General features: G+C 74.9%; 20 protein-coding genes and 1 pseudogene. 10 read left to right on the top strand and 11 right to left on the bottom strand.

The window, feature by feature from the left end; translation table 11 throughout:
• Window positions 1-10: 10 nt before the first annotated feature.
• The 3 genes from ABD419_RS02910 to ABD419_RS02900 form a co-directional block, all read right to left on the bottom strand.
• On the bottom strand, window positions 11-1,231 hold the full coding sequence (locus tag ABD419_RS02910) for a CbiQ family ECF transporter T component (RefSeq protein ID WP_344481524.1): 1,221 nt from the start codon (window positions 1,229-1,231) through the stop codon (window positions 11-13).
• Window positions 1,201-1,671, bottom strand: coding sequence for a hypothetical protein (locus ABD419_RS02905; protein WP_344481522.1), 471 nt, complete (start codon window positions 1,669-1,671; stop codon window positions 1,201-1,203). Before ABD419_RS02905 ends, ABD419_RS02910 begins: the two co-directional genes overlap by 31 nt.
• 511 nt (window positions 1,672-2,182) lie before the next feature.
• Window positions 2,183-3,451: a prenyltransferase/squalene oxidase repeat-containing protein gene (locus ABD419_RS02900; protein WP_344481519.1), complete on the bottom strand. Its 1,269-nt coding sequence runs from the start codon at window positions 3,449-3,451 to the stop codon at window positions 2,183-2,185.
• Between the two features lie 397 nt (window positions 3,452-3,848).
• On the opposite strand from ABD419_RS02900, the gene ABD419_RS02895 reads away from it, so the two are divergent.
• The gene (locus ABD419_RS02895) at window positions 3,849-4,481 is read left to right on the top strand and encodes a TetR/AcrR family transcriptional regulator (RefSeq protein ID WP_344481517.1); all 633 of its coding nucleotides are present in this window, start codon (window positions 3,849-3,851) and stop codon (window positions 4,479-4,481) included.
• On the opposite strand, the pseudogene ABD419_RS02890 reads toward ABD419_RS02895, so the two are convergent.
• From ABD419_RS02890 to ABD419_RS02855, 8 genes and pseudogenes are all read right to left on the bottom strand, one after another.
• Window positions 4,409-5,665 (bottom strand): annotated as a pseudogene (locus ABD419_RS02890) (MinD/ParA family ATP-binding protein); the annotation flags it as partial. The gene ABD419_RS02895 and the pseudogene ABD419_RS02890 sit on opposite strands and share 73 nt — an antisense overlap.
• A 71-nt stretch (window positions 5,666-5,736) precedes the next feature.
• Complete coding sequence (locus tag ABD419_RS02885; RefSeq protein ID WP_344481515.1) at window positions 5,737-6,900, bottom strand: UvrD-helicase domain-containing protein; 1,164 nt, start codon at window positions 6,898-6,900, stop codon at window positions 5,737-5,739.
• A 395-nt stretch (window positions 6,901-7,295) separates the two neighbouring features.
• Window positions 7,296-7,535, bottom strand: a complete 240-nt coding sequence (locus ABD419_RS02880) for a MoaD/ThiS family protein (RefSeq protein WP_344481513.1) — start codon at window positions 7,533-7,535, stop codon at window positions 7,296-7,298.
• Window positions 7,536-7,537: 2 nt separating this feature from the next.
• Window positions 7,538-8,581 carry a GTP 3',8-cyclase MoaA gene (gene moaA, locus ABD419_RS02875; protein ID WP_344481511.1) on the bottom strand — a complete coding sequence of 348 codons (1,044 nt, stop codon included), beginning with the start codon at window positions 8,579-8,581 and terminating at the stop codon, window positions 7,538-7,540.
• A gap of 20 nt (window positions 8,582-8,601) precedes the next feature.
• Window positions 8,602-9,501 carry a fructosamine kinase family protein gene (locus ABD419_RS02870; protein ID WP_344481509.1) on the bottom strand — a complete coding sequence of 300 codons (900 nt, stop codon included), beginning with the start codon at window positions 9,499-9,501 and terminating at the stop codon, window positions 8,602-8,604.
• Between the two features lie 258 nt (window positions 9,502-9,759).
• Window positions 9,760-10,875: a phosphoserine transaminase gene (gene serC / locus ABD419_RS02865; RefSeq protein ID WP_344481507.1), complete on the bottom strand. Its 1,116-nt coding sequence runs from the start codon at window positions 10,873-10,875 to the stop codon at window positions 9,760-9,762.
• A 110-nt stretch (window positions 10,876-10,985) separates the two neighbouring features.
• Window positions 10,986-13,007 carry a PIG-L family deacetylase gene (locus ABD419_RS02860; protein WP_344481505.1) on the bottom strand — a complete coding sequence of 674 codons (2,022 nt, stop codon included), beginning with the start codon at window positions 13,005-13,007 and terminating at the stop codon, window positions 10,986-10,988.
• A 128-nt stretch (window positions 13,008-13,135) separates the two neighbouring features.
• Complete coding sequence (locus ABD419_RS02855; RefSeq protein ID WP_344481503.1) at window positions 13,136-14,224, bottom strand: citrate synthase 2; 1,089 nt, start codon at window positions 14,222-14,224, stop codon at window positions 13,136-13,138.
• A 341-nt stretch (window positions 14,225-14,565) separates the two neighbouring features.
• On the opposite strand from ABD419_RS02855, the gene ABD419_RS02850 reads away from it, so the two are divergent.
• The 9 genes from ABD419_RS02850 (at window position 14,566) to ddaH (ending at window position 22,319) form a co-directional block, all read left to right on the top strand.
• Complete coding sequence (locus tag ABD419_RS02850; RefSeq protein ID WP_344481501.1) at window positions 14,566-15,477, top strand: aldose 1-epimerase family protein; 912 nt, start codon at window positions 14,566-14,568, stop codon at window positions 15,475-15,477.
• A gap of 183 nt (window positions 15,478-15,660) precedes the next feature.
• Window positions 15,661-16,821 carry a septum site-determining protein Ssd gene (gene ssd / locus ABD419_RS02845; RefSeq protein ID WP_344481499.1) on the top strand — a complete coding sequence of 387 codons (1,161 nt, stop codon included), beginning with the start codon at window positions 15,661-15,663 and terminating at the stop codon, window positions 16,819-16,821.
• Complete coding sequence (locus tag ABD419_RS02840; protein ID WP_344481497.1) at window positions 16,818-17,972, top strand: TadA family conjugal transfer-associated ATPase; 1,155 nt, start codon at window positions 16,818-16,820, stop codon at window positions 17,970-17,972. Before ssd ends, ABD419_RS02840 begins: the two co-directional genes overlap by 4 nt.
• A complete protein-coding gene (locus tag ABD419_RS02835) occupies window positions 17,969-18,646 on the top strand; it encodes a hypothetical protein (RefSeq protein ID WP_344481494.1) in 678 nt (225 codons plus the stop codon). Before ABD419_RS02840 ends, ABD419_RS02835 begins: the two co-directional genes overlap by 4 nt.
• Window positions 18,646-19,245: a type II secretion system F family protein gene (locus ABD419_RS02830; protein ID WP_344481492.1), complete on the top strand. Its 600-nt coding sequence runs from the start codon at window positions 18,646-18,648 to the stop codon at window positions 19,243-19,245. Before ABD419_RS02835 ends, ABD419_RS02830 begins: the two co-directional genes overlap by 1 nt.
• 34 nt (window positions 19,246-19,279) lie before the next feature.
• Entirely contained in the window at window positions 19,280-19,840 is a 561-nt protein-coding gene (locus ABD419_RS24945; RefSeq protein WP_425555899.1) for a DUF4244 domain-containing protein, read from the top strand.
• A complete protein-coding gene (locus ABD419_RS02820; protein WP_425555898.1) occupies window positions 19,837-20,271 on the top strand; it encodes a TadE family type IV pilus minor pilin in 435 nt (144 codons plus the stop codon). The genes ABD419_RS24945 and ABD419_RS02820 overlap by 4 nt, the downstream gene beginning before the upstream one ends.
• The gene (locus ABD419_RS02815; protein WP_344481487.1) at window positions 20,268-21,035 is read left to right on the top strand and encodes an Rv3654c family TadE-like protein; all 768 of its coding nucleotides are present in this window, start codon (window positions 20,268-20,270) and stop codon (window positions 21,033-21,035) included. Before ABD419_RS02820 ends, ABD419_RS02815 begins: the two co-directional genes overlap by 4 nt.
• 435 nt (window positions 21,036-21,470) lie before the next feature.
• Window positions 21,471-22,319, top strand: coding sequence for a dimethylargininase (ddaH, locus tag ABD419_RS02810; protein WP_344481485.1), 849 nt, complete (start codon window positions 21,471-21,473; stop codon window positions 22,317-22,319).
• The last annotated feature ends 248 nt before the right edge of the window (window positions 22,320-22,567 follow it).

The following is a 22,567-nucleotide window of genomic DNA, read 5'->3' as shown; positions in this document are numbered from 1 at the left end:
GTGTCGCTGGTCATCGGAGCCCTTCCGGCCGAGTCGGAGGCGGCGCGGCGCCGTCCGGTGTGGTCTTCGGCTTGCTGCGGGGCGCCGTGCCGGCCCGGCTGGCGGTGCCCTCGGGGGCGGAGGGGACCAGGAGCGCCGGGGCGGCGGCGAGGAGGACTCCGGCCGCGGCCGCGAGCGGCAGCGGGGGCGCGTGGAGCGGTGCGGTGGCGGGCCACAGCGCCGAGGGCTCGACCGCGAGGCTGACGACGGTGCCGGCGACGGCCGCCGCACCGGAGGCGACGACGGCCCAGTCCTTGGGGCCGAAGCGGTCCGGCCGGTACCTGGTGTGCGGGACCCGCCTGGAGGCGAACGCGATCCCGAAGACGGCCGCGGCGGCCCCGGCCGTCAGCACCGCCCACGCGAGCGGCGCGGGCGTGCTCGTGCCGAGCAGCGCGTACGCGCCCGCGCAGAGCCCGAAGAGCCCGAACAGGAGCGCGGCGCCGGTGGCGCGGCGGGCCTGCGGCGGGACGCCCGCGGCGCGGCCGTACCCGCGCGAGGACATCGCGGCGGCCAGGTGCAGCGACCGGTCCAGGGCGTCGTGCAGAACCGGGGCGACGACGGTGCGCATGAGGTTCGCGGGGGTGCGGCTCGTGTTGCCGCGCAGGGCCCTCGCACGCCGCACCCGGCCGACGCCGGCCACGAGCTGCGGGGCGACCGACAAAGCCACCACGACGGCGACGCTCACCTCGTAGAGCGCGGCCGGGACCGAGCGCAGGAGCCGGCGCGGGCTCGCGAGCGCGTTCGCCGCGCCCACGCACACCAGGAGCGCCGCCAGCCGCATCCCGTCGTACAGGGCCGCGAGCGCCCCCTCGGCGGTCACACCGCCGCCGAGCCGGAACCCGGCCGCCCAGTCCGGGAGCGTCACCGAAGGGAGCGTGAACAGGACCGTCGGCCCGTCGGAGCCGCCGAAGACGACATAGAACGCCATCCGGACCACGACCGCACTCAGTCCGATGTAGAGGAACACGCGGTACGCGCCCGACCAGGGCTCGTCGCCGCGGCAGAACGCCACGACCAGGCCGGCGACCGCGGCGATGAGCAGCAGCAGCCACGGGTTCCCGGTCCGTCCGGCGGCGGTCGCGAGCAGCAGCGCCCACCCCCACCAGGCGACGGGGTGCGCGGTGCGGCGGCGCATCGGGCGGACGGCGGCGGTCGGCACGGTCAGGCGCGCCGGTCGCGTCGGAGCCGCCACACCACGAGCGCGCCGATGACGGCGAGCGCGGCGACGGCGATGATCCACGTGTAGTCCCGCGCCGGCGCCTCGGTCTCGGGGGCCGGGTCCGCGACGGCGTCGCCGGGCGCGACCGCGGGCGGCGCGGCACCGTCGCCGAACGCCCAGCCTTCGAGGTCGCCCGCATCGGGGGAGGCGTCGGCGCCGCCGACCATCGAGTACCTCCACTCCTCGTCGCCGGGGTTCGCGTGCCAGTACGACCAGTACGCGTCGGCGGGAGGCGAAGCGCCGCAGTCGGTCTCGGGCAGCGCGTCGATGCGGCACACCATGCCGCGGATCGAGGCGACCTCGGTGACCGCGAACCCGGCCTGCGCGAGCGCGTCGAGCCCGTCGGCCGGGGCGTCGGCGCAGCCGGTCCTCGGCTCGGCCCCGAGCGTCCCGAAGTCGACCACGACGGTCACCCCGGCGCAGGCTTCCTGCGCCCGGGCCGGACCGGCGGGCGACCCGGCCGAGACCGCGACGGCGAACACCACCGCACCCAGCAGGGCGGCGGCTCGGCGGACCGCAGCGGTCCTGCGCGCGCTCCGGGCCCCGCGGCCGGAGCTTCGGGACTGCGCGCCAGGCGAGTCGGACGGGATGCGCCGCATCAGCGCCTCCCGCAGGCGAAGGCGCTGCCCGCCGGAGCCGGAGGCGTCCGATCCCGCGGTGCCGCACCGCGCAACGACTCCGGGAACGTCCGACCTCGGGGTGCGGCTCCGATCTGCGAAAGGAACCGAATCCGCGGCGCGGTCTCCTGCTCCACAGCCGGGAGTGCCCGGTTTCGCGGTGCCGCACCGCTCCCCGAGGTCGGGAGTGTCCGAACCCGGGCCCCCTCGAACCAAGGGTGCCTTCTAGGTGCGACAGCGCGCAGGCAGCGCCCGCCGATCCGGCGGGCGCTGCCTGCTTGCTGTTCTATCAGGTGCACGGGCGGGACTACTTGTCCTTGCCCTCGTCCGAGTCGTCGGCCTGCGGCTCGTCCGCGGCGGACTCGCCGTCGGCCGTCTCGTCGCCCGCGGGCGCCGAGGCGTCGTCGGCCGGAGCCGCACCGGCGTCGCTGCCGCGGCGGGCGCGGAGGGCGAAGACGAGGATCAGGGCGCCGATGACGACGACCGCGGCGACGATCGCCCACGGCAGCCACGAGTTCGAACCGGACTCGTCGTCCGCGGAGGCGGAGGTCGCGTCGTCTTCGGCCGGGGCGGCGCACGGGTCGGACGGCACGTCGGCGGCCGCGCCCGAGGCGTCGAGGGTCGCGAGGTTCTGTCCCGAGACCGGGACGATCGCCTGGGCGGTCGCCAGCAGGCGGGTCGCCTCGCCGAAGTCCGGGTCCTCCGGGTCGGTGTACATGAACGCGCCGGGCGCGGCGCCGTCGCAGTCGAACTGGAGCGTCAGCAGGAACGCCACGGCCCGCTCGGCCGCGTCGGTGCGGCCCGCCGCGAGGAACGCCTGCGCGGCCATCGCCGTCGAGTTCGCGTTCGCGCCGAAGCCGCCGTCGAACCCGCCGTCCTCGCCCTGCGCCGACTCCAGCCAGGCCACCGCGGTCTCCAGGGAGGCCGCGGCCGGGGCCCCGAGCGCCACCAGCGCCGAGACCGTCAGGCCCGTGGTGTCCGGGTCGGAGACGCAGTCGTCCCCGCCGTCGACGTCCGCGTAGTTGAACCCGCCGTCCGGGCACTGGATCGCGGCGAGTCCGGCCGCGGCCGCCTCGGTCGCGGGCGTGTCGGTGCGCGAGAGGCCGAGCACGGCCCACGCGGTCGATCCGGCGGTGCCGTCGCCGTAGGTGCCGTTCGCGGTCTGCGCCCCGGTCACCTGCTCGGCGAGCTTGACGCCGCCGAAGTCGGTCGGGTCGCCGCCGGCGGTCGCCACGGCGTACATGACCTTCCCGGCCGACCCGGCGTTGAAGCCGGTCGCGCCGTCGGCCGCGGTGTTCACGTACGGTTCGAGGATCGCCGGGTCGTTGAGCCAGCCGAGCGAGGCCTCGACCTGGTCGCCGCCGACGCGGGCGGCCTCGAGCGCGAGGATCGCGTCGAGCGAGGTCGCCGGGTCCTGGTTCCAGGAGGTCCCGTCGGACTGCGCGACCAGCCAGGACGAGGCCGCCTCGGCGGGCTCGGCGAACGGTTCGGTCTGGGCGTGGCCGGGCGAGGCCGCGGCGAGCAGGGTGACGGGCAGGGCCGCTGCGGTGAGCAGACGGCCGGCAAGGTGGCGCATTGCCTGACCTTTCCTTGAGCGAGTTGGGTCTTCGGGCAAGCAGCGGCGCCGCAAGCGCCTGTAGACCACGACAGGCGTTGACATTTCCGGGGCGCGGCGGGCATTCGGGCTCACGCGGGTGGACCGAGCGGAAGAGAAGGGTGCTCGGTTGTCGTCCAGGGACGACCGCGACTACCGTTGCGGGTCAGCGCCGGCCTTTCACCGGACTTCCCCCGCCTGGCGCCTGTTCAGTTTGGGGCCCATTCTCGCCGGTCGCCGCGAGGGGTGTCAAGCCGATCGGCTTCGCAGTGCGACCGTTCACTCGCGCCTCGTGAGTCAACTCCCGCCTTGCGGTTATTGACCCGTAGCACCGGGTGTCGATACGGTGCACAACGTGAGCAGAAATAAGAACGCCGATTTGGACAGAGTCCTGCGCGCTGCGACACGGGTGTTCCTGGACCGGGGGTTCTCCGCGACCTCCATGTCGGACCTCGTCGCCGCAACCGGCATGAACCGCGCCGGGCTCTACGCCGCGTTCGGCTCCAAGCATCAGCTGTACATCACAGCGCTGCAACGATATAGAGACGACACCGAACCCGAGCTGCGCGCCATCTCCCGACGCGCCGCCGAAGAGGGCGAACCAGGGGACGACGCGCTCCGCGCGCTCGGCGAACTCCTCGACGTCGTCGTCCGACACTCCAAGGAGGGCGGCTTCATCGTGCGCGCCGCCGTCGAACTCGCCGACGACCCCGCCACCATGCGCCGCGTCCAGGACGCCTGGAACGACCTCGAGCACGAGCTCGCCGCGATCCTCGCCCGCGCCGTCGCCCAGGGCGAGCTCGACGCCGCCGCCGACCCCGGGCGCCTCGCCCGCACCGCCCTCGTGTTCGTGCAGGGCGCGCTCGTCACCGGCCACGCCGACGAGGACGAGAGCCGCCTCGCCGACGCCGCCGCCGGCCTGGTCGACCTCCTGGCGTCCTACAGCCCCTCGGCCACCGCCGCGCCGATCCGCAGCCAGGCCGCGGACGACGCCTTGCTCAACGAGTCGTAGCGGATCGGCTCGCCGGAGTCGAGGAGCTTCTCATACGGCGCCAGCAGCACCGCCCGGGTCCGGGCCGCGAAGTGCCGCTGCACCGCCGGCAGGTCCACGTCCTTCCTGTGGGCCGGCATCGACACCACCGAGACCGCCCCGCGCACCAGGTCGCGCCGCCCGGTCTGCTCCAGGTGGTCGAGCATCCGCGCCGCGGTCTCCGCGGAGTCGTTGCGCGCCGACATCGTCACCACCAGCTGGTCGGTCGCGTCGATCGCCGCCTGCCAGTTCGCGGCCCGCACGTTGTTCCCCGTGTCGACCACGATGAGCTTGTAGAACCGCGACACCGCCTCGCGCAGGTCCCCGAACGACTGCGCCGTCAGCATCTCCCCGGCGGTCGCGGACTCGTCCGAGGCGAGCACGTCGAACATCGCGCCGCCCTGGGCGCGCACGTACTGCGACAGGTCGCCGATCCGCCCCGTCGGGCCCTTGAAGTGGTCGAGGTCCCGCAGCAGGTCCCGCACGGTCCGCACATGGAAGTCCTGCTGGGCGCGCATGCCAAGCGTCCCCTGCGTCTCGTTGTTGTCCCACGCGAGCACGTACCCGCCGCGGTGGCGCCCGAACGTCCTCGCGAGCATGAGGACCGCGACCGTCTTGCCCGCCCCGCCCTTCGGGTTCACGACGGTGACCTGGCGCAGGCCCCCGAAGTTGCGGCGCACGGTCTCGATTGCGCGCTGCCTCGCGCGCTCCCGCGGGCCCGGCGGCAGGGCGACCATCCCGAAGCTGAACCGGTGCAGGGCCCCGCGCAGGCCGGTCTCGGCGACCGGCGGCCGTGGCGGCACGACCCGGCGGGACGCGAAGTCGTCGGCGGTGACTCCGAGGCGCTCCAGCGCGCCCGCGTGGTCGGGGAAGAACGGCACCGGGAGCTGCGCGGGCGGCGCCTGCGACGGCGGCGTCGGCCAGCCGCCGGCGGTCGGCGCGGACGCCTGGGGGCCGGGCGCCTGCGGTGCGGCGGGCATCGGCGTCGCGGGAGGCGGCGGCGCGCTCGGCACGTGGTCGGAGGTGCGTGGATTGCGGCCGCCGTCGGCGGTGTACTGCGCGTTCACCTCCGGCGGGGCGAACGGCGACCACGCGGGAGCATCCGGCCGGTGCAGAGGAACGGTGTCCTCTTCGGTGTGCTCCATCGGGACTCCCAGCGTGAGACGGCGGTTACCCGCCTATTGTGTCCCATGCTTCCGTGTCCGCGCGGGAACTCCGCGTGGTCGGGCCGCGTGTGCTAGAGCAGCCGCGGCTGCTCAGGGCCCGAGCGCAGTTGCGGGACCATCCCGAAAGGACTGAACAGGCCCTGGTCCACATCGGCCAGCAGCGGGGACCCGGCCCCGGTGTGCGAGACGTAGGCGAGGTCGCGGGTGCGCCCGAGCGCGACGTACAGCTCGCGGCGGGCCGCGGCCGTGTTCGGCCAGTCCTCGGCGGTCGCGCCCGTGAGGCACACCACCCGGTACTCGCCGTCGGCGGCCGCGGCGACCGACAGGCCGTCCGGGCCGATGACCGCGAGCTCGTCGGGGGCGACCCCGAGCTCGGCGAGCCGGTCGGTGAGGACCTCCACGAACCGCTTCTCGTCGTCGGCGTCGACCGCGAAGTACCGGCCGATCCCCGAGCCCTCCAGGGCCGGCCGCTCGGGCTGCACGAGGCGGCCCGGGACGCGGCTGATCGGCTCGATCACCTGCGAGGCGGCCACGAGCACCGCGGCGGGGCTGCGATGGTTGCGCGACAGCCGCATCACGTGCGCCTGCGGGAACTGCTCCCCGAACGCGGCGAACGCGGCCGGCTCGCCGGTGCACAGCGCCGAGTCCGGGTCGCCGGTCGCGGTCACGTCCGCCTCCGGCCCGCGGTGCTCGGTGAGCTGGCGGAACAGCCGCATCGGCATGCGCGGCAGGTCGTCGATGAAGATGTGGCCCAGCTCGGGCGGGGCCGCGGCGGCGAAGTCGTCGAACTCTGCGACGGTGATCGCGGCGGCCTCCCGGCCCAGCAGCGTCCCCAGCTCGCGGCGGATGCGCGCGGCGCCGGGCTTCGACGCGGCCAGGACCAGGCACTGCCGCGCGGGCACGCCCAGCTCCTGCACCAGGTAGGCGGTGCGGCGGATGAGCAGGTGGGTCTTCCCGGTGCCGGGCGAGGCGTTGATGAGCAGCGGCCCGGGGCCCGCGGAGGCGGCGACGCGCTGCATCGCGTCAAGGGAGTCGAGGAGGCCCGCCCCCACCTCGTCCATACCGGTGAGCAGCGGCGCCGAATCCAGCCACGGGTCGGGCGTCCGCGTCGTCAACGCCGGCTCGGGCATCGGCACGGCCTCGCGGACGTATCGGGAGTGGGGCCGGTGCGAGCGGCGTCGCCGCTCGGCGGTGGTCCGCATGTCGGCCGAGAGCTCGAACAGCGGTGACGCCACCTGCGGCTGCTTTCGTTCATCAGGACGGCGCACACATGCATCCTCGCAGACAGGCGACGCCCCCGAGCCAGCGGCTCCCGAACCTCCCCCCGCCGCCCACCCCGATCCGTACTCCGCCCCTGCCCCGATCCGCGCTCCGCTCCCGCATCAGCGCCCTTCGGGAACCGCCTCCCGCATGCGAACGCGCACCGTGTCGGACCCGGGGCGTACGGTCATGGATAGGGGACATCGAGAAGGACAAATCCGGAAAATCCGCTTTCACATTTCACCCGCGGGCGGACCCGCCGCGCACACGGAGCAGGCCGCAAGGCCGCACGAGGCCGCCGCTTCCCGCGAACCGGTCTCCCGAGGCCCCGGCCCGTCGCGTGGACCGGCCGCACCGCGGCGGTCCGCGCTCAGCCGCCGGCGAACGGCGGCAGCACCTCGACCGTGACCTCCGCGGGGAGCACCGTCGCCGGATCCTTCGCGGCCAGGCCGTCGACCAGGAGCGTCGAGGCCGACAGCACCTTGTCGAGCACCGGGCCGTGCCGCTGCGCGAGGACCGCCTTGAGCTCGCCGACGTCGGCCGCGCTCACCTGCTCCTCGCCGCGTCCCGCGGCCGCCTTCGCGCCCGCGAAGTACCGCACCGTGACCACCCTCAGCCTCCGATCGCCGACATGGGGCGGGCCGGCTGGAGGAACGACGGGTCGTCGATCCCGTGCCCGGGGAGCTTGCCCCACATCGCCTCCCGCCAGCGGTCGGCGACCTCCGCGTCGGAGGCCCCCTCGCGCAGGAGGCCGCGCAGGTCGGTCTCGCCGCGCGCGAACAGGCAGTTGCGGACCTGCCCGTCGGCGGTGAGGCGAGTGCGGTCGCAGTCGCCGCAGAACGGGCGCGTCACCGAGCCGATGACGCCCACCTTCGCGGGCCCGCCGTCGACCAGCCACGTCTCGGCCGGGGCCGAACCGCGGTGCGCCGGGTCGGGCGCGAGGTCGAACTCGGCCCGCAGCGACTCCAGGATCTCGGCGGCGGTGACCATCTCGTCCCGGCGCCACACCCCGGCCGCGTCGAGCGGCATTTGCTCGATGAACCGCAGCTCGTAGCCGTGCTCGATCGCGAAGCGGAGCAGCGCGGGCGCCTCGGCGTCGTTGACGCCGCGCATGAGGACGGTGTTGATCTTGACGGGGGCGAGCCCGGCGGCGGCCGCGCCCTCGATGCCGCGCAGCGTCGCCTCCAGGCGGTCGCGCTTGGCGAGCTCCTTGAACGTGCCCGCGTCGAGCGTGTCGAGCGAGACATTGACCCGGTCGAGCCCGGCGCCGACGAGCGCCTCGGCGAGCCGGTCGAGGCCGATTGCGTTGGTGGTCAAGGAGATCTCGGGCCGCGGGTCCAAGGCGGCGGCGTGCCGCACGATCTCGGTGAGCCCGGGGCGCAGCAGCGGCTCGCCGCCGGTGAAGCGGACCTCGCGCACGCCCAGGTCGCGGACGGCGATGCCGACGAGGCGCGAGACCTCGTCATCGGTGAGGAGCGTCGGCTTCGGCAGCCACGGGAGCCCTGCTTCGGGCATGCAGTACGCGCAGCGCAGGTTGCAGCGGTCGGTGAGGGAGACGCGGAGGTCCGTGGCGACGCGTCCGTGCCGGTCCCGCAGGGCGCCGCGGCCCTGGGCACGGGCCTCGGGGGCGCCGGGTGCGGGGATCGGTGCAGGCATGGTTCGAGCGTAGTCCCCCACTATGACAGTTTCGTAAAGTGAGACACGAGTCCCATGAGTTGGGAGCGATAGGCCCGGCCGAAGAGGGTGGTGTGGACCAGCAGGGGGAACAGCTGGTGCAGCGGGGTCCGCTCCTCCCAGCCGTCGGCGAGCGGCGCGACCTCCGCGTACCCGGCGAGGACCGCGTCCAGCAGCGGCGTGCCGCCCCACAGGCGCAGGTTGGCGAGGTCGGTCTCGCGGTGGCCGCCGTGCGCGGCCGGGTCGATGACCCACGCGCGCTCCGCGCCCCACATGACGTTGCCCCACCACAGGTCGCCGTGGACGCGCGAGGGCGGCTCCTCCGGTCCGGCGAGCGCCCCGAGCCGTTCGGCGAGGCGCTCGACCGCGGCAACATCGTCGGCGTCCAGGGCCCCGTTGTCGCGCGACGGCCGGAGGTACGGCGCGATCCGCCTCGCGGCGTACCACTCGGCCCAGGCCGGCCCGGCCGGGTCGTTGTCCATGAAGGTCTCGCCGATGTAGCCGCGCCAGGGCGCGCCGAACCGGTCGGCGCCGGCGGCGTGCATGTGGGCGAGGTCGCGCCCGAGCCCGGCGGCGTGCTCGGGGGTCGGCTCGGCCGCCTCGATCCACGGCTCGACGAGCATCGCGTCGTCGGCGAACAGCAGCGGCACCACCGCGTCCGTCGCCTCGGCGAGCCACCGCAGCCCGTTCGCCTCGGCGGCGAGGTAGCCGGGGGCGCGGCCCTCGGCGAACTTCGCGAACAGGTGCGAGCCGTCGTCGAATGTGAGCCGCTGCGCCGACGCCGAACCGGCGCTCGGGGTCTCCAGGGGCATCGAGAAGTCGCCGGCCTTCACCGGGGTCGTGCGCACCCGCTGATGCTCGATCAGCTGCGGCAGCAGGCGGAGGTCGGGTGCTTCGCTCACGGTCTCAATGTAGCCGAGGGGGATGCGGTGCCACGGCATGAAGCGTGCTTCCGATTCGGACGGCCGGTCCGGGGCGCGCGTTCCGGTTGCGCCCGAGACGGAACCGGGCCGGGCCGCGGTGCGGCCCGGCCCTCGCGGTGCGCGGTTCGAAGGTGCCGTTCGGGGCGATGTCGGTGGCCGCCGGTACGGTCGTGACGGTCGGGCGGCTCGGCATGCGGGTGCCGGGTCGCCCGACCGGCCGAAGCCGAGGGTCGTGCGCTAGCCGAGCTTCGCCGCCACGAAGTCGATGGCCTCGGTGAGCTTGGCGGTGTCCGCCGGGTCCACCGCCGGGTAGGTGGCGATGCGCAGCTGGTTGCGGCCCAGCTTGCGGTACGGCTCGGTGTCGACGATGCCGTTGGCTCGCAGCACCTTCGCGATCTCGGCGGCGTCGACGCCCTCGAAGTCGACCGTGGCGACCACGTTCGAGCGGAGGGAGGGGTCGGTCACGAACGGAGCGGCGATGGTGCTCGCGTCGGCCCAGGAGTAGATCGCACCGGCCGACTCGGCGCAGCGCTTCGCGGCGGCGTCGAGCCCGCCCGCGGCGTTGAGCGCGTCGACCTGCTCGGCGGCGAGCACCACAGTGGCCACGGCCGGGGTGTTGTACGTCTGGTCCTTGCGGGAGTTGTCGATCGCGGTCTTGAGGTCGAGGAACGCGGGGATGTACCGGCCGGAGGCCGCGATGCGCTCGGCGCGCTCGATCGCGGCGGGGCTGAGGATCGCGATCCACAGGCCGCCGTCGGACGCGAGGCCCTTCTGCGGCGCGAAGTAGTAGCAGTCGGTCTCGGCGAGGTCGACCGGCAGGCCCGCGGCGGCGGAGGTCGCGTCGTGGAGCATGAGCGCGCCCTCGTGCGCGACGCGCTTGACGTCGACGGCCACGCCGGTGGAGGTCTCGTTGTGCGGGGTGGCGTAGACGTCCACGCCCTCCTCGTACGAGAGGTACGCGGCGGTGCCCGGCTCGGCGGTGACGATCGTCGGGTCGCCGAGGTGCGGGGCGATCTTGACCGCCTTCGCGAACTTCGAGCCGAACTCGCCGAACGTGGCGGCCTGCGCGCGGTCGTCGACGAGGCCGAACACGGCGACCTCCCAGAACGCGGTCGCGCCGCCGACGCCGAGGACGACCTCGTACCCGTCGGGCAGCGAGAAGAACTCGGCGAGGCCGGCGCGGAGGCGCCCGACCTGCGACTTGACGGCCTTCTGGCGGTGGGAGGTGCCCATGACGGACCTGCCGAGCCCGGACAGCGCGCTGATCGCCTCGGACGGCACCTTGGAGGGGCCGGATCCGAAGCGCCCGTCGGCGGGCAGCAGCTCTGCGGGGATGGTGATCTGGTCGGTCACGGTAAGGCTCCCATCTGGGTCGGTCCTGGGCCTCACTGTAAACCCGGCCCTGCGGGGCGTGATCGCGCGGGCCCGGCCGGGCCGCTGGCTGGGACGGCCGGACCGGCAGGTCAGGCCGCGGGCTCCCACCCGGCGGGCGGCGGCGCGCCGGGCCCGGCCTGCGCCGTCCACAGTTCGCCGTCGGCGGCGACCGCCCACAGCCGCAGGGTCCCGTCGGAGCCGAACGCGGCCGCGGGGCGCTTGACGAGGGTGACGTCGCCGCGGGTCCACGGCCGCGACAGGAGCGTGTACGGGCCGCCGTGGTCGAGGTCGGCGAGGCCGAGGACGAGGACGGCGGGGGCGCCGCTGCCGTCGTCGCAGGCGACGGCGAGCGCGCCGTCGGGGCCGATCGCGACCGCGGGCGCGAGGATGCCGCCTTCGAGGGGGATCAGCGTCCCGGTCCACGAGTCGCCGCGTCCGTAGTGGAGGACGACGTCGCTGCTCTCGGCGGCGCGGGAGGCGATGACGGCCCGCCCGTCGGGGGCGAGGGCGGCGGTGACGGCGCCGGCGGGGATGTGGACGGCGCCGTCGGGGCCGGGGAGGTCGAGGTCGCGGTGGGTCCAGGTGGTGCCGTCGCCTTCCCAGGCGGCGGTGTTGTCGGGGGTGGCGGCGACGACGGTGAAGGCCCCGGCGGCGCCGAACGCGGCGGGCGCCTCGTGGACGGCGGGCCCGTCGAGGCGGGTCCACTCGCCCCAGGCCGCGCCGGTGCGGGTGCGGGCGGCGAGTCCGCCGTCGGGGTGGCGCAGGAACGCGACGGCGGTGGTGCCGTCGTCGGCGGCGGCCGGCTGGCCGGCGGTGCGCGCGGCCGGGCCGGTCCCGCCGGGGTTGCCGAGGTCCTCCCATTCGCCGGTGGCGAGGTCGAGGCAGTGGAGGTCGCGGGCGTGGCCGGCGGGGTCGCGGGCGAATCGGGGGCCGACGGCGTAGAGCCGGTTCCCGGCGCGGGTGACCGAGGGGAGCAGCGCCGGGCCGCCGAGGTCGTCCCATCCGCCGGGGCGGAGGACCGCGGCGCGGTCGCCGCGGACGGCGGCCGCGAGGATGCCGTCCGCGGTGTCGACGGGGGCGAGGGCCTGCGTGTAGCGGGGGTGGGTGGCGTGGCCGTACGTGGTCCCGGCGCCGGGGCCGACGATGAGGCGGTCGCCGCATCCGGCGGCGTGGTCGCAGCCGGCGCCGTCGGCCCACGCGTAGGCGTCGAGGGCGCGGCCCTTGGCCTCGAGGTCGGCGGGGCCGAGGTTGCCGGGCCAGCGGCGGTTGTAGTAGCCGCGCCAGGACTCGACGGCCGCCGCGCCGCCCCAGGCGCCGAGGGCGTCCCAGGCGAACAGCGCGGCCGCGGTGTGGTCGATGTGGTCGGAGTAGCCGTCCTGCTCGGCGCCGAGCTTCGCGCCGACGACGGGGTCCGGGTCGGGGTCGAGCGTGTTGACCGCGACGGGTGCGTACCGTTCGAGCAGCTCGACGAGGGAGGCGCGGACGGTCTCGCGGTCCACCGTGGACTCGGAGGTGAGGGGCGAGTCGGCGGGCGGCAGGACCGCCGCGGCGTCGAGGCGGCCCTCCCACAGGGCGAGAAGGCGGGTGAAGTCGCCGGTGACGCGTCCGAGGTTCGTCCACAAGGAGCAGAACACGAGGTGCACTTCGGGCCGGTCGCGCAGGACGCACAGCTCGACGTCCTGCCCGGAGTCGAGGGACGCCCGGACCCGGTCCCAGGGGGCGTCGGGGTCGCCGAGGACCATGCGCGCGTAGGCGCGGCGCAGGCCGCTGCCGCGCGCGGCGGCGTACCCCGCGTAGTCGACGGGGGCGGCGGTGTCCCAGGTGTTGCGCCCGTCGGCCTCGCCCGCGGTGAGGACCACGGTGCACAGGTTCGCGCCGTCCTCCAGGAGGCGGGCGACCCTCGGGTTCACGAAGTAGAGGCAGTCGTCGGCGTGCGCGCCGATCTGCATGTGGACGGGGCCGGTGCGGGGCGGCTCGGGGAAGGCCGAGCCGGAGGCGGCGTCCCACACGGCGCGGGTGGACTCGACCGCGGCGGCGGCCACGGCCAGCCCGGCGAGGCCGCCGACCAGGAGGTCGCGGCGGCGCAGGTGCGGTGGCCGGGGGGAGGGCATGCGTCGTCTCGTTCGGGTGGTTCGGGTTCCGGCCCGATCCTATCCCGGACCCGCCCGGCAGGGCCCTCGCCGGGAGCGCGAAGCGGCCCGCACCCACGGGGGTGCGGGCCGCTCTCGGCGCTTGGGGGCTACTGCCAGCCCTCGACCTCGTCGAGGCCGCGCGGACCCGGGCCGACGTAGGTCGCGGACGGGCGCACGATCCGGCCGAGCTTCTTCTGCTCGAGGATGTGGGCGCTCCAGCCGGCCACGCGGGCGCAGGTGAAGATCGGCGTGAACAGCTCCGGCGGGACCTCGGCGAAGTCGAGGAGCACGGCGGACCAGAACTCGACGTTGGTGGCGAGCACGCGGTCGGGCTTGCGGGCGCGCAGCTCGGCGAGGGCCGCGGACTCCAGGGCCTCGGCGACCTCGTAGCGCGGGGCGCCCAGGGCCTTGGCGGCGGCGCGGAGCACGCGCGAGCGCGGGTCCTCGGCGCGGTAGACGCGGTGGCCGAAGCCCATGAGGCGCTCGCCCGAGTCGAGGAGGTTCTTGACATAGCCCTCGGCGTCGCCGGACTTCTCGACGCCCTCGATCATGTGGAGCACGCGGGAGGGGGCGCCGCCGTGGAGCGGGCCCGACAGCGCGCCGATGCCGGAGGAGATCGCGGCCGCGGCGTCGGCCCCGGTGGAGGCGACCACGCGGGAGGTGAAGGTGGAGGCGTTCATGCCGTGCTCGGCGGCCGACATCAGGTACGTGTCGACGGCCTTGACGTGCGCCGGGTCGGGCTCGCCGCGCCAGCGGCGCATGAAGCGCTCGGTGATCGACTCGGACTTGTCGATCTCCGACTGCGGCACGGCCGGGCGGCCGGAGCCGCGCGCCGACTGGGCGATGAACGACAAAGTGGTGACGGACACTCGGGCGAGATCGTCCCGGGCGGTCTCGTCGTCGATGTCGAGCAGCGGCTTCAGATCCCAGTACGGGGCGAGCATGGCGACCGCGGCCTGGGCGTCGACGCGGGTGTCGCCGGAGGAGACCGGGACGGGCACGGGCTCGGCGGCGGGCAGGCCGCTCCCGAACTTCCCGTCGACGAGGAGTCCCCATACGTCGCCGTAGGTGCTCTGCGCTACCAGGTCCTGGATGTCCACCCCGCGGTAACGGAGCGAACCACCCTCTTTGTCAGGCTCGGCGATCTCGGTTTCGAAGGCGATGACGCCCTCGAGGCCGGGCTTGAACTCAGACATCGTTGTACTCCTGAGTGTGTTGTCCCTGAGGTTGCCGACCGGGGGCTTCCGGGAGGCGACGGTTCGTAGTTATCTGGAAATGGTGCCTCAAGGCCGTCCGCGACGGAAGTGCCCGCGGTGCGGGGGTGATCCTGAATGGCGGTACGGAAGTGGCGCAAAATATGAGACAAGCATCGTGAGCCTGGTCATTTGTCCATGTTTGTCGCTTTTGATGGGAGGGTTTCGATAATGAGTCTTGTTGGTTTCAACGGTTTCCTGCGATCTCGCCCACATCGACACGCGTGCCGCAGGTCATCGGCCATGAGCTAACGTCAGAGCACATCCAGCCCATCGATAACGACATGGAGGTACCCCCTATGGCGCTGTCCGGCGAGCAATGGGTGATCGCCTACAACGACCACGAGGCCACCATCGTCGCTGTCGGCGGCGGCGTGCGCTCGTACACCTACCGGGGACGACCCGTGGTGATGACCTACGGCGACGACGAACTCGCCCCCGGCTGGTCCGGGCACATGCTGGCCCCCTGGCCCAACCGCATCCGCGACGGCAAGTACACGTACGACGGCATCGAGTACCAGCTCCCCGTCAACGAGATCGAGACGAACACCTCGCTGCACGGGTTCGTCGCCTGGGCCGAATGGTCCGCCGTCGAGGTCACCGACACCTCCGTCACGCTCGAATGCCGCCTCCCGGCCCGCCTCGGCTACCCGTGGACGCTCCAGCTCCGCACCCGCTGGTCCGTCGGGCCCGGCGGCCTGCGCGCCGCGCACACCGTCTCCAACCCCGGCACCAAGACCGCCCCCTTCGGCTTCGGGACCCACTCCTACATGCTCCCCGGGTCCCTGGAGCGGATCGACGAGGCCACCCTCCACGTGCCCGCGGCGAAGAAGCTCAAACTCGACAAGCAGCGCATCCCCGTCGGCTCCGGCGGCGGCGACTTCGACGAGCCGACCGTTCTCAAGGACCTCGTCGTCGACGACGCCTACGGCGACCTCAAGCGCGGCTCCGACGGGAAGGCCGAAGTGCGCCTCGCCGACCCCGTCTCCGGCCAGGCCGTCACCGTCTGGATGGACGAGTCCTTCGGCTGGGTGCACATCTACACCTCCGACGGCCTCGACGGCGACCGCAAGCGCGCCTCTGTCGCCATCGAACCGACCACCTGCCCGCCGAACGCCTTCGCCACCGGCGAGGACCTCATCGAGCTCTCGCCCAGCGAGGCCTGGTTCGGCGTCTGGGGCATCCGCCCCGAATAGGAACCGCGAACGCGCACGAGGGACCGCCCCGCACGGGGCGGTCCCTCGCCGTCTCCCCGGAGTTGTCCACAGGCCCGCGCCGCCGGTTATCCACAGGCCCGGAAAGTTTTCCTCGACAGTTCCCCGCCCCACCCGCCAAGGTTGCTCCAAGTCACGCGAACACCACTGAGCGTAGGAGCAATCATGGCCGCGACACTCGACCGCACCACCGCCACCGCCGCACCCGGCGCCGAATCTCTCCTGGTCACCGCCGACGACCGGCTCGCCGACGTCGTCACCCCGCTCGCAGCCGCCGCCGGCCACCCACTCCGCCGCGTCCACCACGCCGCCGACGCCGAAAGCGCCTGGCAGCGCGCCCCCATGGTCCTCGTCGGACCCGACCTCGCCCCCGAATGCATCGCCTCCGACTTCCCCACCCGCGACCACCTCGTCCTCTGCACCACCATGGCCTGGCTCGGCGCCGACTCCACCGACGCCTCCATGCTCTGGCCCCTCGCCATCCAGATGCGCGCCGGCAGCGTCATCGCCCTCCCCGGCGCCGACGACTGGCTCCTCGACCTCTTCACCCGCACCGCACTCGACACCGAACCCGCACCCGTCGTCGCCACCGTCGCCGGGCACGGCGGCGCCGGCGCCTCCACACTCGCGCTCGCCGCCGCCACCGGCGCCGCCCGAGACGGCCGCCGCACCGTCCTCATCGACCTCGACCACACCGGCGGCGGCATCGACGCCGCAGCCGGACTCGCCGCCCAACCGGGCTGGCGCTGGCCGTCCCTCACCGGCGGCACCGGCCTCCTCGAACCGGAACGGCTCCTCGACGGCCTGCCCCGCCGCGGCGGCCTCCACGTCGTCGGCCCCGACCCGCGCAACCCCGCCGACATCCCGGCCGACGCGTTCGACCAGGTCCTGCGCGCTGCCCGACTCGCCGCCGACCTGGTCGTGGTCGACCTGCCCCGCGCCCGCACCGCCGCGGGCGTCCGCGCGGCCGCCGCGGCCCGCTCGGTCGCGGTCGCGATCGGCCCCGGCGAACGCTCCTGGGAGGCCGCCCGCAGCGTCACCGCCGCCTACGGCCTGTACAACGCCCACCTCGGCGTGGTCCTCCGCGGCGACGCCCGGCCCCGCCCGTCGGGCGTCGCCTGGGACGGCCCGCTCGAAGCGCACTGGTCCGAACCGCCCGTGTGGGGCGCGCTCCCCACCGACCGGCGGCTCCCGGCCCTGCTCCGCCAGGGCCGCGTCCCGCGCGGGCGCCTCTCCAAGGGCGTCCACGACCTCACCGCCGAGCTCAGCCGCGAACGCCCGCGCCGCGACCTCGCCCTCGCCGGCCGGACCCGGGCCGCGCGATGAGCCTCGAACTGCTGGACAAGGTCCGGCGCCAACTCGCCGCCCAGTCCCGGCCCGGCGGCCGCGACTCCGCCACCGCCGACATCGTGCGGGCCCTGCGGGCCTCCGGGGCCGCCCCGCCCGACCAGACGTCGCTCCTGCGCCTGTCCGAGGCGCTGAGCAGCGACCTGATCGGCGCCGGGCCGCTCCAGCCGCTCCTCGACGATCCCGCCGTCACCGATGTCGTCGTCAACGGCGCGGGCGGCGTCTGGGTCGACCGCGGCGAGGGCCTGCACCGCACCGACGTCCGCCTCGGCCGCGCCGACGCCGTGCGCGCGCTCGCCTGCCGCCTCGCGGCCGCGGCGGGCAGGCGGCTCGACGCGGGCAGCCCGTACGCGGACGTGCGCCTCCCGGACGGCACCCGCTTCCACGCCGTCCTCCCGCCGATCGCCACCGCCGGGCCGTACCTGTCCTTCCGCACCCACCGGTCGAAGGCGTTCACGCTCACGCAGCTGGTCGAGGCCGACACGCTCACCGCCGACATGGCCGACCTGCTGCTGCGCGTGGTCGAGGCGAGGCTCCCGTTCATCGTCACGGGCGGCACGGGGTCGGGCAAGACCACGCTGCTCGCCACACTGCTCTCCCACGCGCCCAAGGAGGAGCGCATCGTCGTGGTCGAGGACGCGGCCGAGCTCGCGCTCGACCACCCGCACGCGCTCACGCTCGAATCGCGACCGGCGAACGTCGAAGGCGCCGGCGCGGTCGACCTCGCGGCCCTGGTCCGCCAGGCCCTGCGGATGCGACCCGACCGGATCGTCGTCGGCGAGTGCCGCGGCGCCGAGGTCGTGGAGCTCCTGGCCGCGCTCAACACCGGCCACGAAGGCGGCGCGGGCACGCTCCACTGCAACGCCGCGGCCGACGCGCCCGCGCGGCTCGAAGCGCTCGCGCTCCCGCACGGGCTGCCGCGCGCGGGGCTCCACGCGCAGCTGGTGGCGGCCCTGCGCGTCGTCGTCCACCTGAAACGCACCGGCTCCGGCCGCCAGGCGACGGAGATCGCCGTCATCGAATCCGGCCCCGGACCCGCCGGGCTCACCGTCACCTCCGCCTGGACCCGCCACGGTCCCGGCCAGTCCGCCGGGATCCTCGAACGCCTACTGAGGGAGCGCACCGCATGACCGCCGTCGCCCACGCCTTGCTCGTCCACCGCCCCAAGACCACCGCGGCCTGCGTCGCCGTCGCCGCCGCGCTCCTCGCGGCCTGGCTCGCCGGCTACCGACACCAGGGCGGCCTCGGTCCGCTCGCCGCCGCCACCGGCGGCACGGTCGCCGCCGTCTACACCGCGGCCGCGGTCACCGCCTGGCACCGGGCCCTGCGGCGCAAACGCAGACGCGACGCGGAGCGGGCCGCCGCCGACACGGTCGCCTACCTCGCGGCGGACCTCGCCGCCGGCACCGACCCGGTCCGGGCCCTCGCCGCGGCCGAACCCGACTGGCCCGCCGAAGCCGCCGCCACCGCGGCCCGCCTGCGCGCCGCGCTCACGATCGCCGCCGAGCTCGGCGCTCCCGCGGCCGGACTCTGCCGCCGCCTCGCCGAGCACCTCCGCGAGACCGAGCAGTCCAACGCCCGGGCCCACGCCCAGACGGCGTCGATCCGCACCACCGCCGCACTTCTCATCGCACTCCCCCTGGCCGGCGTCGGCTTCGGCGAGATGCTCGGCGCCCAGCCGATCGCGTTCCTCCTCGCGAACCCGCTCGGCACGGCCGGCGTGGCGACCGCGATGGGTCTCCAGGCCGCGGGCGCCGCCTGGACCGCCGCGCTCATCGGCTCCGTCGGTACGGGAGGCGCGTGATGCTGCGACGACTCGCCGGCCCTCTCGCGGGCACCGCCGCCGCCGTCGTCGTGGGCGGACCGATCGGCATCCTCGCGGGCTTCGCCACCTGGTGGATCACCGCCCGCCTCCTGCGGCCCGACCCGCACCGCAAGGAGCGCGCCGCCGCCGCGCGACTCGCCCCCCACTGGCCCTGGACCCTCGACCTGATCGCGGCGGGACTCCGCTCGGGCGCCCCGTTCCCGCAGGCCGCGTTCGCGGTCGCCGACACCGACGACTCGCCCATCGGCGACCGGCTCAGCCGCTTCGCCGGGGCGATCCACCTCGGCGCCACCGCGTCGGAGGCGCTGCCCGAACTCGGCCGGCTTCCCGGGGCGGCCCGGCTCGCCCGCCAGCTCGACCGCTCCGGCGACACCGGCGCCGCCGTCGCGGGAGGCCTCGAACAGCTCGCGGCCTCCCTTCGCGCCGACCAGCGCACCCAGACCGAAGAACGCGCGGGACGCGCCGCAGTCGCCCTCGTGGGCCCGCTGTGCCTGTGCTTCCTGCCCGCGTTCGTGATCGCGGGCATCGGCCCGGTCGTCCTCGGCGTCGTCGCCGAGACCTTGGGCCCCGCGCTCTGACCGTCCACGCCACAACCTGAAGAGAGGCATCGCAATGCGAACCGACACCGAGACCACCGTCGCCCTCCCGACCCGCCGCCGCCCCGCCCACGACCGCCCGGCCCCCCACCGGACTGCGTGTCGGCCCGAGACCCTCCGCTGGCCCACCTGCCGCACCGCGACCTGCGTCGCCCCGAGATGCCGTGCCGCCCGGCCGGAGCCCGAACCCGAGCACGACGACGTCGAGGAGCCCACCGTCCGGATCAGCGCGGTCCCGGTGAACGCACCGGCCTGGTCGCCCGGCAGCAACCGCGCCCGCACGCCGATCACCGCCGGGACGCCGCAGGTCCCCGACGACCGCCCGACCTCGCGCTACCGCCGCCCGGGCCCCGGCGAACCCGACGAATGGCGACCGGGCCGCATGCGCGCCGCCGCGAAGCCCGGCTGGGGCGGCCGGTTCGCCTCCAAGATGCGCGGCGAGAGCGGCATGAGCACCGCCGAGTACGCCCTCGGCACGCTCGCAGCGGTCGCTTTCGCCGGAGTTCTCATGAAGGTGCTGACCTCCGGGACTGTCCAGAGCGCGCTCCAGTCCCTGATCGAGAGGGCCCTGGTGTGAACCCGACGACCAGCGCCATCCGCCGCCGCGGCCGACCACCGCACCGAGGTCGGGACCGTTCGCCCCACCGAAGGCCCCGCGCCCGAGACGACCCGGCCCAGCGCGGGTTCGTCACGGCCGAGACGGCGGCGGCACTGCCCGCAGTGGTCGCGGTCCTGGCGCTCGGGCTGTGGGCGGTGTCGGCGGTCGGCTTGAAGGTCAGGGCGATCGACGCGGCCAACAGTGCCGCGATCGCCGCCGCCCGCGGCGAGGACGCCCAAGCGGTCGCCATGGCCTACCTGCCCGACGGCGCGACGGTCGCCGTCTCCGACGACGGCGAGATCGCCCGCGCCGTGGTCACGACCGCGACCCGGCCGCTCGGGCCCCTGACACCGGCGCTGACCGTCACCGCGACGGCCGTTGCCCCGCTCGAACCGGGACTCGACCCATGACACGGACAAGGAGGCTCCGCCGAGATGCCCTGGCGCGCAACCGCCGCAAGCCGAAGGGCCCGACAGCAGTAGACCGGAGCGGCGGCAGCTGCCGCAGTACGGAGGACCGGACGACCCGCCGACCCACCCGCGGAAAGCCGCCGGACCCGAGCACCGAAGCGCCCGCTCGGGGGCAACTGCCCGACCTGACCGCCGGAGCGCCCAACTGGGGGCGGCCACCCGACCTAATGGCCGGAGCGCCCGGCTGGGGGCGGCCGCCGAGCTCGGGGGACGGAGATCCCGTCCGCGGCGAGCCGCTGGACTCGGACGCCGGCGCCGGACGCAGGAGGGCAACGGGCCCGCACACCCGAGACCCCATCCGCGGGAGGCCGCCGGAGCCCGGCAGTGGGGAACCCGTTCGCGGTTCGCCGGACGTATCGGGGGAACGGGGTTCGGCGACGGTCCTGGCGGCCGGCGTGGCGGTGGCACTGGTCGCGACCGCGGTGGCGTTCACCGCGGTCGGCCAGGCCAGCGCGGCCCGCCACCGGGCCCAGGGCGCGGCCGACGCCGCGGCCCTCGCGGGCGCGGCCCAGGTCCTGCTCGGTGAGGGCGAGGCGTGCGCCGCAGCGCAGGCGATGGTGGACAGGTCCGCGACCGAGTTCGTCCACTGCGAGGTCGACGGCCTCGAGGTGACGGTCTACGTCAACGAGACCCCGACCGGCATCCCGCAGGCCCTCGGCCCCGCCCGAGCAGTCTCCCGAGCCGGCCCGGTCCTCACCGAATAACCGAGTTCGACAACGAACCACAAGGCCCCCGGCGGCCGAGGCCAGGCCGCCGGGGACCCGGAAACAGCACGACGACGACCGCGCGATCAACGGCATGCGACCAGGCAGGCAGGAAGGCGGAGGGTGGGCGGGGGGGGGAGGGGCCCAGAATTCGGCGCCGGTGGCCGGTGGCCGGTGGCCGGTGGCCGGTGGCCGGTGGCCGGTGGCCGGTGGCCGTCGTCGGCGGCGACGACCCTGCCCACGGGCCAGAAGCTCTGGACTCCGTCTGCTCGGGAATCACGGCCGCGGTGGCGGTGGCGGTGGCGGGAGTTCAGAAAGCTTCTTGATCGTGCAAAGGCCCTGCTGGCGCGGGAAATGCGGCGGTTTGGTCACACTCCCGTGTGTCGGAGGGTTCCGGGCTCGGAATCAGGGGCCCCGGCTGTCTACACTCGCGCAATGGAGAAACACCGTTCTTCACCTGACCAGGTGACCGCGACCCGGTCGCCCGGTCGCCGCACGTACCTCATGTGCCGCCCCGCCTACTACGCGGTGGAGTACGCCATCAATCCCTGGATGGACACCACCGCCCCCGTCGACGCCGCCCTCGCCTGCGCGCAGTGGGAAGAGCTCGCCGACATCTACACCGGCCTCGGCCACGAGGTCCTGCGCCTCGAACCCGAGCCCGGCCTCCCCGACATGGTCTACGCCGCCAACGGCGCCTTCGTCGTCGACGGCATCGCCTACGGCGCGAGCTTCCGCCACCCCGAGCGCCGCCCCGAGGCCGACGCCCACGAGAAGTGGTACCGCACCTCCGGCTGGACCTTCGCCGAACCCGAGCACATCAACGAAGGCGAAGGCGACTTCACCTACCTGCCCGGCCGCGAACTCGTCCTCGCCGGCTGGGGCTTCCGCACCGACGCCCGCGCCCACGCCGAGGCCGCCGACGTGTTCGGCCGCCAAGTCGTCTCGCTGCGCCTGGTCGACCCCCGCTACTACCACCTCGACACCGCCCTCGCGCCCCTCGACGACGAGAACATCGCCTACTTCCCCGAGGCCTTCGCCCCGGGCAGCCGCCTCCTCCTGGAGCGGCTCTTCCCCGACGCGGTGATCGCCGACGCCGAGGACGCCGCCGGATTCGGCCTCAACTTCGTCTCCGACGGCCGCAACGTCGTCGTCAACGCCGAAGCCGAAGGCATGGCCCGCAAGGTCCGCGACGCCGGATACGAACCCGTCCCCGTCGACCTCTCCGAACTCAAGAAGGGCGGCGGCTCCGTCAAGTGCTGCACCGCCGAACTCCGGCGCTAGGAGCCTGAACGGCGCCGACCGCAGAACCGCAAGACGCCCGAGGGGGCCGGTGCGACGAGAAGTCGCACCGGCCCCCTTGTGTCGACTGCGAGTCGTATCGAGGGTGCGGGCCGCGTCCTGCCGCGGCAGGCGTCCAAACCGCCGCCGCGGTCCGCACCCTGGTCCGGGGGCCGGGCCGCGCAGGCCCGGCGGCGGGTCAGGCCGCGGCGAGCGTCGGGGCCGGGCCGACCGGGCGCGGGCCGGGGCCC

Origin of the sequence: Glycomyces endophyticus, assembly GCF_039531525.1 — a bacterium.
Classification (GTDB): domain Bacteria; phylum Actinomycetota; class Actinomycetes; order Mycobacteriales; family Micromonosporaceae; genus Glycomyces; species Glycomyces endophyticus.
Note: the sequence above shows the minus strand (reverse complement) of the source record. Positions and strands in the feature narration are given on the sequence as shown.

Coding starts and splice junctions, on each gene's coding strand:
- ABD419_RS02900 (WP_344481519.1), bottom strand. CDS start 3,451: ATGCGCCACCTTGCCGGCCGTCTGCTCACCGCAGCGGCCCTGCCCGTC.
- moaA (WP_344481511.1), bottom strand. CDS start 8,581: ATGCCTGCACCGATCCCCGCACCCGGCGCCCCCGAGGCCCGTGCCCAG.
- ABD419_RS02860 (WP_344481505.1), bottom strand. CDS start 13,007: ATGCCCTCCCCCCGGCCACCGCACCTGCGCCGCCGCGACCTCCTGGTC.
- ABD419_RS02855 (WP_344481503.1), bottom strand. CDS start 14,224: ATGTCTGAGTTCAAGCCCGGCCTCGAGGGCGTCATCGCCTTCGAAACC.
- ABD419_RS02850 (WP_344481501.1), top strand. CDS start 14,566: ATGGAGGTACCCCCTATGGCGCTGTCCGGCGAGCAATGGGTGATCGCC.
- ssd (WP_344481499.1), top strand. CDS start 15,661: ATGGCCGCGACACTCGACCGCACCACCGCCACCGCCGCACCCGGCGCC.
- ABD419_RS02840 (WP_344481497.1), top strand. CDS start 16,818: ATGAGCCTCGAACTGCTGGACAAGGTCCGGCGCCAACTCGCCGCCCAG.
- ABD419_RS02835 (WP_344481494.1), top strand. CDS start 17,969: ATGACCGCCGTCGCCCACGCCTTGCTCGTCCACCGCCCCAAGACCACC.
- ABD419_RS02830 (WP_344481492.1), top strand. CDS start 18,646: ATGCTGCGACGACTCGCCGGCCCTCTCGCGGGCACCGCCGCCGCCGTC.
- ABD419_RS24945 (WP_425555899.1), top strand. CDS start 19,280: ATGCGAACCGACACCGAGACCACCGTCGCCCTCCCGACCCGCCGCCGC.
- ABD419_RS02815 (WP_344481487.1), top strand. CDS start 20,268: ATGACACGGACAAGGAGGCTCCGCCGAGATGCCCTGGCGCGCAACCGC.
- ddaH (WP_344481485.1), top strand. CDS start 21,471: ATGGAGAAACACCGTTCTTCACCTGACCAGGTGACCGCGACCCGGTCG.